This window comes from Colwellia demingiae (genome assembly GCF_007954275.1).
Taxonomy (GTDB): domain Bacteria; phylum Pseudomonadota; class Gammaproteobacteria; order Enterobacterales; family Alteromonadaceae; genus Colwellia; species Colwellia demingiae.
On sequence record NZ_VOLT01000005.1, the window covers coordinates 307620 to 320663 of the forward strand.

Annotated in this window: 10 protein-coding genes; 3 read left to right on the forward strand and 7 right to left on the reverse strand. The window is 37.5% G+C overall.

Annotated elements, in window-relative coordinates; genetic code table 11:
* Nucleotides 1–3 precede the first annotated feature (3 nt).
* The 5 genes from carA to putP form a co-directional block, all read right to left on the reverse strand.
* Nucleotides 4–1179, reverse strand: coding sequence for a glutamine-hydrolyzing carbamoyl-phosphate synthase small subunit (gene carA / locus ESZ36_RS11860; protein WP_146788052.1), 1176 nt, complete (start codon nt 1177–1179; stop codon nt 4–6).
* Between the two features lie 291 nt (nt 1180–1470).
* On the reverse strand, nt 1471–2277 hold the full coding sequence (dapB, locus tag ESZ36_RS11865; RefSeq protein ID WP_146788056.1) for a 4-hydroxy-tetrahydrodipicolinate reductase: 807 nt from the start codon (nt 2275–2277) through the stop codon (nt 1471–1473).
* Nucleotides 2278–2380: 103 nt separating this feature from the next.
* Nucleotides 2381–2800, reverse strand: coding sequence for a hypothetical protein (locus ESZ36_RS11870; RefSeq protein WP_146788059.1), 420 nt, complete (start codon nt 2798–2800; stop codon nt 2381–2383).
* Between the two features lie 110 nt (nt 2801–2910).
* Nucleotides 2911–3528, reverse strand: coding sequence for a BamJ family beta-barrel-assembly machinery protein (gene bamJ / locus ESZ36_RS11875; RefSeq protein WP_146788438.1), 618 nt, complete (start codon nt 3526–3528; stop codon nt 2911–2913).
* Between the two features lie 275 nt (nt 3529–3803).
* Complete coding sequence (gene putP, locus ESZ36_RS11880; protein WP_146788062.1) at nt 3804–5291, reverse strand: sodium/proline symporter PutP; 1488 nt, start codon at nt 5289–5291, stop codon at nt 3804–3806.
* Nucleotides 5292–5538: 247 nt separating this feature from the next.
* Here putP and ESZ36_RS11885 point away from each other — a divergent pair, with 247 nt between their 5' ends.
* The gene (locus ESZ36_RS11885) at nt 5539–6759 is read left to right on the forward strand and encodes an EAL and HDOD domain-containing protein (protein WP_146788065.1); all 1221 of its coding nucleotides are present in this window, start codon (nt 5539–5541) and stop codon (nt 6757–6759) included.
* Between the two features lie 208 nt (nt 6760–6967).
* Complete coding sequence (locus ESZ36_RS11890; RefSeq protein WP_146788067.1) at nt 6968–8299, forward strand: Na+/H+ antiporter NhaC family protein; 1332 nt, start codon at nt 6968–6970, stop codon at nt 8297–8299.
* Between the two features lie 95 nt (nt 8300–8394).
* Here the strand turns inward: ESZ36_RS11890 and ligA are convergent, their stop codons facing one another.
* Both ligA and zipA read right to left on the reverse strand, forming a co-directional pair.
* A complete protein-coding gene (gene ligA, locus ESZ36_RS11895; protein WP_146788070.1) occupies nt 8395–10464 on the reverse strand; it encodes an NAD-dependent DNA ligase LigA in 2070 nt (689 codons plus the stop codon).
* A 158-nt stretch (nt 10465–10622) separates the two neighbouring features.
* Nucleotides 10623–11759 (reverse strand): cell division protein ZipA, encoded by a 1137-nt coding sequence (gene zipA / locus ESZ36_RS11900; RefSeq protein ID WP_146788072.1) that lies wholly within the window; start codon nt 11757–11759, stop codon nt 10623–10625.
* A 488-nt stretch (nt 11760–12247) separates the two neighbouring features.
* On the opposite strand from zipA, the gene cysZ reads away from it, so the two are divergent.
* Nucleotides 12248–13003 (forward strand): sulfate transporter CysZ, encoded by a 756-nt coding sequence (gene cysZ, locus ESZ36_RS11905; protein ID WP_146788074.1) that lies wholly within the window; start codon nt 12248–12250, stop codon nt 13001–13003.
* Nucleotides 13004–13044 lie beyond the last annotated feature (41 nt).

A 13044-nucleotide genomic window follows, 5' to 3' on the forward strand; every position in this document is an offset into this window, starting at 1 on the left:
GGTTTAAGCGTTGTTTGATTTGTAGGTTTTGATCAAGTCAATAAAGTGATCAAATAACGGCGCTGCATCGTGTGGACCAGGACTTGCTTCTGGGTGACCTTGGAAGCTAAATGCTGGTTTATCTGTGCGATGTATACCTTGCAATGAATCATCAAACAATGATTTGTGCGTTACGGTTAAGTTACTTGGTAAGTTAGCTTCATCAACAGCAAAACCGTGGTTTTGTGAAGTAATCATAACGACATCACGTTCTAAATCTTTCACCGGGTGGTTAGCACCGTGATGACCAAACTTCATTTTAACTGTGCTTGCGCCACTTGCTAGGCCAAGTAATTGATGACCTAAACAAATACCAAAAACAGGTGTTTCTGTTTCTAAGAATGTTTTAATCGCAGTAATAGCGTAATCACATGGCTCTGGGTCACCAGGTCCATTTGATAAGAAAATGCCGTCTGGATTCATAGCCAGTACTTCACTTGCTGGTGTTTGTGCAGGTACCACGGTTAATTTACAACCACGGTCAACTAACATACGCAGGATGTTATGTTTAGCGCCAAAATCGTAGGCTACAACATGGAATTCAAATTTTTCTGGTTGAGTAAAACCTGTACCGGTGTTAGCACCATTGCTTAAATCAAGAGTCCAGCTACCACTCGTCCATTCATATTGTTCTTTAGTAGAAACAACTTTCGCTAAATCCATGCCCTTAAGACCTGGAAAAGCTTTTGCTTTTGTTAGTGCATCAGCTTGTAGAGTTTCATCGCTACTGTCATCAAGTGTTAAGATGCAGCCATTTTGTGCACCTTTCTCACGTAAAATTCGTGTTAATTTACGTGTATCAATATCCGCAATACCTAAAATGTTATTAGCAATTAAGTAATCACTTAAATTTTGTTCATTTCGAAAGTTACTAGCAAGTAATGGCAAATCACGAATAACCAAGCCTTTAGCAACAATGCTATTTGACTCTTTATCTTCGCTATTAGTACCAGTATTACCGATGTGCGGGTAAGTCAGGGTAATAATTTGCTCTGCATATGATGGATCGGTAAGAATTTCCTGATAACCTGTCATAGAAGTGTTAAATACCACCTCCCCAACAGCCGACCCTTGTGCACCAATTGCGGTGCCTTTAAAAACAGTGCCGTCTTCAAGCACTAAAATAGCAGATGTAGCCAATGTAACCTCCAAAGAAGAAATAAACGTAAACGCGCATGTAACAGCAAGTGCTCCATGCATTTGCTTTTTACTGTACTTCCCGTACAAAAATAGCTGTCAAAAACTGCTTTTCAGCTAAATTTTTGACAAAATCCACTTATTTTACGCTTGTACTTTACTTTCGTCTAGTAATAAAATGTAAAAACTCAGTCTTTTCTACCTTTTCCTAGCTTTTACTAGTCAAAGGTCTGAAAAGACAACTTATCTATAGTGAAATTTCGCCAATACCTAGATGTTAACTAAGTATTAACATTAATCTTTTAATCCGAGTACGTCTTGCATATCATAAAAACCAGCGTCAGCATCTTTTAACCAAAATGCTGCTCGCATAGCGCCGAGAGCAAATGTCATTCGTGAGCTAGCTTTATGAGTAATTTCAAGTCTTTCTCCTAAATCGGCAAAAAATGCAGTATGTTCACCAACAATATCGCCTGCTCTAACGGTTGCAAAACCAATAGTTTCTCTATCACGCTCTCCGGTTATGCCTTCACGCCCATAAACAGCAACTTTATTTAGGTCACGTCCTAATGTATCGGCAATGACTTGTCCCATTTTGACAGCAGTCCCAGACGGTGCATCTTTTTTAAATCGGTGATGCGCCTCAAAAATTTCTATATCAGTATAGTCGCCAATGGCTTTTGCGGTAATTTGCAATAACTTAAACATTAAGTTAACGCCTACACTGGTATTAGGGGCTAAGATGACCGACATAGTTTTACCCGCTTGTTCAATAACCTGTACTTGCTCATCAGAAAAACCTGTCGTCCCTATGACTAAGGCTTTTTTGTTTTCGTTACACCAAGTAAGGTTTTCTAGCGTCGTTTCTATCGAGGTAAAGTCAATAAAAACATCTGCAGAAGCCAATTGAGCTAACGCTGTTGATGTTTTAATACCAATGGCACCAATACCCGCCAACTCACCCAGATCAAAATCGACAAAAGATGAACTGGTACGTACGCTACCACCAACTAATTCGATACTTGCATGCTCATGAGCTGCTTGAATTAAATTGCGTCCCATACGTCCACTGCAACCTAAAATAGCTACTTTTACTTTCATATTGTTCTCTACTGTTCATTTGATAAGAGCGGAAACCGCCGATAAATTTAATTAAATTCTTGCTACTACCTATTCGCAACACCCTATTAGTAATGAATAGGTGTCACCAATCAAGTGGCTCAGTTAATGTTAACGAGCTATCAAGCTCATGAGAAATAACATTAATAATTTTCAATGCCCCTTCACTGTCTAACACATGGTAAATCGCAGTAAAGTCAGCAAAGACTTGCCCCTGGCCATCGATAAAATCCCAATCTATGCACACTAAATATAACTGTTTACTGACTTGCTCGAAAGACGCTTTCTTCGCAATAATATCACTCGTCTTCGCTTCTTTAAGTTGAGTGAAGATAGAACCAAATTCTTGGATACAATCAGATGGGCTTGAAAGTAAAATTATTTTATCAGGTGTATTTAGTGTGCATGGTAAGTGATAACAACGGCTTACTTCATTAATATCATAATGAATAAATGCATTTTGATAACGTTTAAAGAGTTCTTGTAACTTGATATCAATTCGCATAAAAAATTTACTCACCCTTGCTGGTTAAAATTAACCATAGCTGCGTTACATCAATTAGTTTTAGCTTAAAAAAAAGCCCTCAATTGAGGGCTTTCATTATAATACGATATTTATTTGATGCTTAATAATTCAACATCAAAAACTAACGTAGCATAAGGAGGTATAGCACCTTGAGAACCGCGCTCGCCGTATGCTAAATCATAAGGGATAGTTAATTTCCACTTACTGCCTTCAGTCATTAACTGTAGTGCTTCAGTCCAACCAGCGATAACGCCGTTTACTGGGAATTCAGCTGGTTGGCCACGCTCAACAGAACTATCAAAAACATCACCGTTAGCAAAAGTACCGTGGTAATGAACACTTACAGTGCTTTCAGCTGAAGGTTTTTCACCTTCACCTGTAGTAATTACTTCGTACTGTAAACCAGACTCAGTTACAGTAACTTCATCACGCTTAGCGTTATCAGCTAAGAATATTTCGCCTTCAGCTGAAGCTTCTTTAGCGGCAGCTTGTTCTTGTTCTTGTAATTTTTTAGAAATTATAGAAAAAGCATCGTTTAAATCTTCATCTGAAACTTGGCTAGCCACATCAGCAAGAGCATCAGCAATACCAGCTTGTACAGCAGTGATATCAAACTCTTTAAAAGGGTTATTGCGAAGTTGGTCACCTAATTGACGACCTACGCCATAACTAACACGTTGTTCAATAGTATCAAAACTCATTGGTATATAAACTCCAGACTGTACTGTCATTTTATTGATTAGTTTTTTGTAAACTTTACTTTTAAAGTTAACTAAATTAATCGAAGGTTTAAAATTATCGCGATTCTAGCATAAAAGCTTTAATGCGAACAACTTGAAATTACCACCTGACCCGAGTAATTATCAGTAAACGTCACCAGACAATAAAAGCCTAAATAATGCTAGGTACATATAAATAAAAAAGCTAATTACTTTAAGGCAACTAGCTTTTTAGACAAACGATTTAATAGACTTGGTATATGTTATTTATGATGTTCTAACATTTCATCAAACTTAGCACTGATACTCTCTTCTACTTCAGGTGATAGTTTGCTTACGATATAAATCGCTAATGAACAAATAATAAAACCAGGAACTATTTCATACATAACAGCACTAAGCGCTTGTCCACCGATGGTGATAGTTGCATAAATCCAGATAAGTACTGTTACTGCGCCACTAATGATGACAGCTAAAGCGCCATTACGGGTCATACCTTTCCAATATAAACAACCAATAATGACAGGTCCGAAAGCGGCTCCAAATCCAGCCCAAGCATTACTTACTAAACTTAATATACTACTGTCACGATCGTACGCTAAATAAATAGCGACCAATGCAACAATCAATACTGAAATTCGGCCGACTAAAACTAATTGTTTTTCACTGGCATCTTTATGTAAAAAGGCTTGATAGAAGTCACCCGTAAGTGAACTTGAAGTCACTAGTAATTGAGATGATATAGTACTCATGATAGCCGCTAAAATTGCCGCCAGTAAAAACCCTGCTATTAATGGGCTAAATAATAGTTGGGATAGTACAATAAAAATAGTTTCTGCATCATCAAGCTTCACGCCTGTTTTAGCCACATAAGCAATGCCCGCAAAACCAGTTGCCATCGCGCCAATAATAGAAACAATCATCCAACTCATACCTATACGGCGAGCGGTTGGCATGTCTTTTACACTTCTAATTGCCATGAAGCGCACGATAATATGAGGCTGGCCAAAATAACCTAAACCCCAAGCCATCGCTGAAATGATACCAAGAGCGCTAACACCACTAAAAATATTCAATAGATCAGGGTTTATCATCTCGATACTACTTTGCATTTCGGCCAGACCACCTATTTCACTTATCGCGACAACAGGTACCAATACTAAGGCAATAAACATAATACAGCCTTGAACAAAGTCAGTTAAACTCACGGCTAAAAAACCACCAAACATAGTATAAGCTACCACTACCCCAGCGGTAACATATAAACCAATCTCATAATTTAAGCCAAAAGAGCTTTCAAATAGTTTACCACCAGCCACAATACCACTAGAGGTATACAGGGTAAAAAACACTACAATAACGACTGATGAAACAATTCTTAATACACGTGATTTATCATTAAATCTATTTTCAAAAAAATCAGGTAGGGTTATCGAGTCATTTGCTATTTCGGTATAGGTTCTAAGGCGTGGCGCAACGACTAGATAATTAAGAAATGCTCCAATCACTAATCCAATAGCAATCCAAACACTACTCATGCCAGTTATATACATAGCTCCTGGTAAACCCATCAGCATCCAACCACTCATGTCAGAAGCGCCGGCAGATAATGCAGCAACACTTGGCGATAAACTACGACCACCCAACATATAACCTGCAACATCACTGGTTGATTTTCTGTAAGAATATAAACCAATTAATAGCATGGTTATAAAATAGAGAGTTAAAGAAATTAAGGTACCGATAGCCAAAGTAATTACCTGCTTATTATGTGGTAGAAATGTGTAAGGTCGCTAAACTAGCAAAATTGGTTAAAAAAAGAAACCTTAGATGAATAAGTTACGCCCGTATTGATAACGAGAATGATAACAATATGCAACAACGGTGTATATATTGAATAAACTGCATACTTATTCAAAAAACTAATGCAATAAAAGCCGCTATACCATATATTCAATAGTAATTAATATTTCTAAGCTAAGCTAGATAACTACCTCTATGAATTTTTACGCCGCAAGACAACCTATTTTAGATAAAAGTAAAAAACTTTTTGCATACGAGTTACTTTTCCGAGATAGCATAGATAATGTATTTCCTGATATTGATGGTGATGAAGCTACCAGCAAAATGATTGAAGCTAGCCAATTTAATATGGGCATCAGCGAGTTTACCGGTAACAAACCTGCCTTCATCAACTTTACCTTGGAGACATTGAAACAAGGCTATCCTGAAATGCTTACGCCTGATGAAGTGGTCGTTGAAATTCTTGAAACAATAAAACCAGGTAAACAACTATTAGCCCTCTGTAAAGACTTACATAAAAAAGGCTATACCCTCGCTTTAGATGATTACGAACACCAAAGTGTTTGGGCGCACTTCTACCCTTATATTAAAATCATTAAAATTGATATTCAAAAAAGCAGTATTGATGAAATTAAAGAAGTGCTTATTGCAACTAAAGATCATCCTCATATCAAAATGTTAGCTGAAAAAGTTGAAACATATGAAGAATATGATCAAATGCTGCAATTTGGTTTTGATTACTTTCAGGGATACTTTTTTGCAAAACCTGAAATGATTAAAACAAAAAATTTATCTCCTTCTCAGATAGCGATGGCCGAGTTGCTTTATGAAACCTCTAAAACTGAGCTTGATTTAAATAATATCACCCATGTTTTTGAACGCGATGTATCGCTGTCTTATAAATTACTACGTTATGCTAATTCTGCTATATTCAAACGCCGCAATGAAATATCTACAATTAAGCAAGCACTCGTTATTTTAGGCTCAGGTGAGTTAAAACGATTTATTGGATTGATGTTTGCTATTACGGCCAACCCTAATAAACCCTCCGAATTAATTAACTTAGCCATGACGAGAGCTAAGTTTTGTGAGTTGGTCGCACACGATATCCATTCACAACTTGATGCTTCTATTGCCTTCTTAACTGGATTGTTATCAATGATAGATGCCATTTTGGATGAAGATATGGCTACGGTATTAGAAAAGCTTCCTCTTTCAGAAGAGATCAAAAAACCATTACTAACAAAAAAAGGTATTATGGCTGCATTGATTAAATTAGTTGAATTTATCGAACAAGCTCAATGGGATAAAACGAGCTTGGTGATGGAGAAATTAAAGCTTGATAGAGATAAAGTAGTAGAACATTACAATCAAGCAGTTACATGGGCTGATGAGCAAACACAAGCTGTGGACTAACTTTACGTTGAAAAGAAAATAAGTTTCAGCTTAGATTTTACATTCTTTTATTATTAATTTTACAATAAAGGTCAGTTACTTAAGTAGTTGACCTTTTTTTATAGCCCTCTTTATACCATTAATGCATTTAGCCATCTAAACATCTACATTGACAGTTAGGATTTTACTTTTATAATGCAGCAACGATATTGTTTTATGTAGCTGTGATATGACTGAAAAAAATGCCCCCCAAGAAAACTTATTTGCCCTACTTCCTTTTGCCGTTTTTTTAGGGCTATTTCTCGGTACCGGTATAATTTTAACACTACAAGGCGTTGATTTTGCTTTTTATCAACTACCTGCAAGTATTGCTATTATTCCAGCTATCATCGTCTCGATTGGCTTAGGAAAGTACCTATCTAAAAGTACAATTGAAAAACAAGTAGAGCAATTTATCAGTGGTGCAGGTAATAGCAACATAACAACCATGTGTATTATTTATCTTCTTGCTGGTGCTTTTTCCGTGGTAGCAAAAGCGACCGGCAGTGTTGATGCGAGTGTACAGCTTGGCTTAGCTGTATTCCCTGATTACCTACTACTCCCTGGTTTATTTTTAGTGGCGGCGTTCTTATCTACCGCAATGGGAACATCTATGGGCACAATTGCTGCCATAGCACCTGTTGCACTAGGATTTATTGAATCAGCAAACTTAGATGCTGCGCTCGTCGCTGGTTGCTTGATTTCGGGTGCTATTTTTGGTGATAACTTATCAATTATTTCTGATACCACAATAGCTTCTACGCGCAGTCAGGGCGCGCAGATGAAAGATAAGTTTCGTGTTAACTTTAAGTTTGCCGTTCCAGCGGCCCTTATTTGCTTGGTGATATTTACAATCTTAGGCGGTGAAGTGAGTCATGAATTGAGCAACGAATCTTCTCTTATTGGCTTAATTCCTTACGTGACTATTCTTGTACTGGCCTTGCTTGGTGTGAATGTTTTTGTCGTATTAACACTGGGTATCGTTCTAGCCGCGGCCATTGGTATGATTAGTAATGGTTACCAGTTATCCGCTTGGTTAAAAGATATAACTGCCGGATTCTCTAGTATGCAAGACATCTTTCTATTATCCCTATTTATTGGTGGTTTGAGTGAACTAGTTCGTCAGCAAGGTGGTTTATCCGCTTTAACGCGTGTTATAGAAACACTTGCTAGAAAACTAACACCCAATAATAAGAGGCGCGCTGCGGGTTTAGGTATTGCCGGACTTGCCTTTATCTGTAACTTCTTTACTGCAAACAACACAGTCTCAATTATAGTTACGGGTGATACTGCTAAGAATCTTGCTACTGATGGCGAGTTATCCCCTGCTGAATCAGCCAGTTTACTCGATGTATTTGCCTGCATTAACCAAGGTATGTTGCCTTACGGCGCTCAAGTACTATTGCTTGGCGCTACTTTACATATTTCGCCCCTGTCAGTGGCAAGCCATTCTTTTTATCCTATGATATTATTTTTTGCAGCGGGTTTCTCATTTTGGCGATTAACAAGTAATACTAAATAATTCTTTTGATATTTACTTTTTAAAGCACACAAAAAAGGACGCTATCAAGCGTCCTTTTCTAATTCTCTTATTTACGATGAAAGATTAAGCATTAACTAAATAGTTATGCCATGTTCGGCAAGTAACTCTACTAATCCATCTTCAGTAAGTACTGATATACCTAAATCCTGAGCTTTGGCCAGTTTAGAGCCCGCTTTATCTCCCGCAACAACAAAATTTGTATTCTTCGAGACACTGCCAGATACTTTCGCTCCTAAGGACTGTAAGGCTGTTTTAGCTTCAGTTCTTCCCATTTGCGTTAGTGTACCTGTTAGCACAAAGATCTGCTCTGCAAGCGGTAATTCCTCAGCAGATTTTATTTCGATAGTTGGCCAGTGCATTACTTCACATAACCCTGAAACAATGGCTAAATTGTGTTCCTCTTTAAAGAAATTAATAATATTTTTGGCAACGACTTCTCCAACATCAGAGACTTCTTGTAATAATTCAAGAGATGCACTTTCAATAGCCGCTAAGGTATAAAAGTGATTAGCCAAGTTAGCGGCGGTTGCTTCGCCGACTTCACGTATGCCTAAACCATAAATGAATTTGGCTAATGTGGTGTTTTTAGCAACCTCAAGACCCGCGATTAAATTAGTCGCAGATTTTTTCCCCATACGATCCATAGTACTAACCTGTATTTCGGTTAATTTGAATAAATCAGCAGGCGTATTAATTAACTTTTCATCTACAAGTTGCTCTACAAGTTTGTCACCTAAACCATCAACATCATGTGCTTTTCGAGAAGCAAAGTGTTTAATCGCTTCTTTTCGCTGAGCCGCACAAAAAAGACCTGCGGTACACCTTAGCACTGCCTCACCTTCGGGTTTAACTACAGCAGAGTCACATACAGGGCAACTAGTAGGAAAGACTATATCGAGGGCATTATCTGGTCGTTTATCAAGTACTACACTAACAATTTGAGGAATAACATCACCAGCACGTCGAATAACGACAATATCATTCACTTTCAGCCCTAAACGGGTTATTTCATCTTGGTTATGTAATGTGGCATTAGAAACGGTTACACCACCAACAAATACAGGCTTTAAACGTGCTACTGGAGTAATAGCGCCCGTACGCCCTACTTGAAACTCTACATCTTCAACACTGGTTAACTCTTCTTCAGCGGGAAATTTATAAGCAATTGCCCAACGAGGGGCACGCGCGACAAAGCCTAAACGTTTTTGCAAAGAGATTTCATCAACCTTTAATACCGTGCCGTCAATTTCGTAACTTAATGCACTACGTTTTGCTAAGATATCTTGATAAAACGCATCGCAGGCTAGCTCACTTTCAAGTAAACGTACTTCTGGACACATAGGTAAACCCAACCTTTTAAGCTGGCATAGTCTTTCATGATGGGAGTTGGCAAAAAAATCACTAGTTAGATCTGTGTTTTCACCACTTTCAGTGGAGGACTCTCCTACAAACCCTAAGCTATAAGCATAAAAGGCTAAATTACGTTTAGCGGTAATTTTAGAATCAAGTTGTCGTAAACTTCCCGCTGCTGCATTACGTGGATTAGCAAAACCTTTCTCGCCACGTTTCTTAGCCAATGTATTTAAGGCATCAAAACTTGCCTTAGGCATAAAAACTTCACCACGAACTTCAACGATATCAGGAAAATCCTTACCAGATACGCCCATCAACTTAAGCGGAATAGATTTTATCGTGCGAATGTTAGTGGTAATGTTTTCACCTACATTACCATCACCACGTGTAGCCGCTTGTATTAACTGCCCCTTTTCATAACGTAAACTCACCGCTAGACCATCTAATTTAGGCTCTGCACAAAAGGCTAATACTTGATTGTCATTCAACCTATCTTTTACGCGTTTAACAAATGCATGGAAATCTTCTAAAGAAAAGACATTATCAAGAGAAAGCATCGGCAGCTGATGAGTGACTTGGGTAAATGATTTTAATGCCTGACCACCAACTTTTTGGCTAGGTGAGTCAATGGTCTTAAGCTCAGGGTTAGTCTTTTCTAAAGCGATTAATGCTGTCATTAATCGATCATATTCGGCATCAGGCACACTAGGTTGGTCTAATACATAGTATTCATGATTATATTGATTAAGCTGCTGTTGTAGTTGGCTAATTTGCTGTTCGACATTCGACATAAAAATAATTCACTAAAGTTTAATAATTTATATTAGGTCACCTCTGTTAGTTTTTAATAAGAAGGTGACACATATAGATGATTGGTAACAGGGTATAAAATAGAAAAACGGGCTTAAAGCCCGTTGTAACATTTAAGTATTGCAACAATTGTTACGGTTTATTCCACAAGCGCAATACGACTTTTGCGATCAAATTCTCGTATTTTACTTAGATAATGTTGCTCAGTTTGTTTAGTCATTACATGGCGTTTATCATCAAGAACTTGTGCATTAAACTCTTGAGCTAATTGCTTCGCTGCATTAAGCATTTGTTCGAACACATAAAAAGGATCACCTGCATTAGGTAAGGTCATAAATAAGCTGACACCGCGTGTTGCAAAATTTTCCATGCTATCTAAATCAAATGAGCCTGGGTTCATGATGTTAGCTAAACTAAAAGTTACTTTACCTTTACCTGCATTATCTTCATGACGATGAAAAATATTCATTTCACCATACTTTAAGCCAAGTGTAAGCAAGCTAGGTAAGAGCGCTGCACCAAGCATTTGCTGACTAGCCGGCATTACTACTGATAAAATAATGACCTGTGGGTCTAATTGAGTTTTAATCTTTTCAGGTGCAGCAGTTTTTTCACTCACCTGGTTATCAAAATCAATTTCAATTTGATCTCGTTTGAGTGTAGCTGTTGATGGTGTTTTGTTAACTTTATTAATCGGCGTGCGAGCAGGTTTAGCTTGCGTAACAGGCTGTTCATACAAAGGTTCAATGTGAACTGCTTTTGGTTTTGAAGGTTTCTTGTTAACTTTTTCTGGGGCAGGAGTTAATTCGTCACCTAATTCATCTTTAGTAAATTGGCCACTATTGTCTTCTTTGAACCAGTCATCTTCAAGGCTGCTATCTAATTCTTGCACCAAACTATTATCAAGTTCTTCCTGTTTAGCTTTCGAGGTCTGCCCCGCAAGATCGCCTAAGACATCATTTTTGATTATTATTTGGCTTTTAGATAGATCATCTGGCAGTTGAATACCTTCAGTTAAAAAGTGCTCAGTAACGGCCTCACTTTCAAGGTTTATATTGTCACTTTCTGCACTTGGTTTAACTTTTACTTGCCCAACACCATCTTGATCAAAACCTTTTCGGTCAAAATCTCGTGTAATAGGGTCGGCTTTGTCTTTCGATGTTTTTAGTTTATAGGGATTTTTTTGTTTTCTTAATGTCCATAAGCCATGAATGAATATTGCGGTAATGACAATGGCACTGAGTATAATTAAGACGTTTCTGAAGTTATCTTCCATTTTCGAGCCTATTTACTTTCTTGATTACTGTTTTTCATACGATTCTTATCGCGATATGTTAACAGAAAACTTTATCAGAAATTAGAGATATTTGTAACAAGTTAATGTTGTAAACGTATGAAATAAGCATTTATACCTGTTACTAATCAAGATATAGGTTTAAGAGTGCTTGAGCAATTTCAATTCAAGTCGCTCTGATGAGATAATGATTGTTCGGGAGAATATGCTCCTGCATTCTCTAATAAGCTACACCCATGTCGCGCCATTATGAATCACAGCAATGATAAAGTGGTGTTGCTCAAGCGCTTCTTTGATGGGTTTAAAATGACTTTATTCAGCGTTAAAAAATCAAAGCATAGAAATGATTATTTTTAAATTATTCTCCTTACCTAAAGCCACTTTAATTCCTACTGAAACCCTGCACTTTGAAGGGTAATGGGTATATACTCACGCGATGAATATCAGTCACTTAGGAATACTCTACGCTCATGCAAGATTCAGCTAAAAAAACTAAATTTCCATCCATTGATCACAGTGGCGCCAGCTACTTTTTTAAAGGGTTTAGTCTAATAAGACAAAAAGGTATACGCCGTTTTGTATTTATTCCTTTAGCAATCAATGCCCTATTATTCAGTTTTGCTTTTTATTTTGTCTACTCTGAATTGAATACCTACATGGAAAGCGTCATGGCTTGGTTACCAAGCTGGCTTGATTGGTTGAGTGTTATATTATGGCCTTTAGCTGTGATCACCATTTTAGTTATTTTTTCATTTCTTTTTAGCACGGTGGCTAATTGGCTAGCTGCTCCCTTTAATGGCTTATTGTCCGAAAAAATGGAAGCGCTTTTGTCAGGCAATGAAGCACCCAAAGGCAGCATGCTTGATATTGTAAAAGATATACCAAGAACGCTGAGTAGAGAATGGCAAAAACTCGCTTATTACTTACCCCGTGCCATTGGTTTTTTTATTCTCATGTGGCTATTGCCGGTTGTAGGGCAAATAATTTGGTTTTTATTTATAGCTTGGATGATGGCAATACAATACAAAGATTACCCGTTTGATAATCACAAAGTTCCTTTTGCAAAAATGAAGCAAGTCTTAAAACAAAATCAAGGCGTTAGTTATAGTTTTGGTGTTACTGTCGCAGTATTTTCTATGATTCCCATCATTAATCTTGTTGTTATGCCTGTTGCCATTTGTGGTGCGACAGCGTTATGGGTTGATTATTATCAAGACAAAGTTTAAAACTTAATATCAAAGTTGAAGTACAACAATAAAACTTAGTA

What these genes read in the sequence shown, in the direction of transcription:
- dapB (WP_146788056.1), bottom strand. Translation starts at nt 2,277, where the DNA reads ATGAAAGTAAAAGTAGCTATTTTAGGTTGCAGTGGACGTATGGGACGC.
- ESZ36_RS11870 (WP_146788059.1), bottom strand. Translation starts at nt 2,800, where the DNA reads ATGCGAATTGATATCAAGTTACAAGAACTCTTTAAACGTTATCAAAAT.
- ESZ36_RS11885 (WP_146788065.1), top strand. Translation starts at nt 5,539, where the DNA reads ATGAATTTTTACGCCGCAAGACAACCTATTTTAGATAAAAGTAAAAAA.
- ESZ36_RS11890 (WP_146788067.1), top strand. Translation starts at nt 6,968, where the DNA reads ATGACTGAAAAAAATGCCCCCCAAGAAAACTTATTTGCCCTACTTCCT.
- ligA (WP_146788070.1), bottom strand. Translation starts at nt 10,464, where the DNA reads ATGTCGAATGTCGAACAGCAAATTAGCCAACTACAACAGCAGCTTAAT.
- zipA (WP_146788072.1), bottom strand. Translation starts at nt 11,759, where the DNA reads ATGGAAGATAACTTCAGAAACGTCTTAATTATACTCAGTGCCATTGTC.
- cysZ (WP_146788074.1), top strand. Translation starts at nt 12,248, where the DNA reads ATGCAAGATTCAGCTAAAAAAACTAAATTTCCATCCATTGATCACAGT.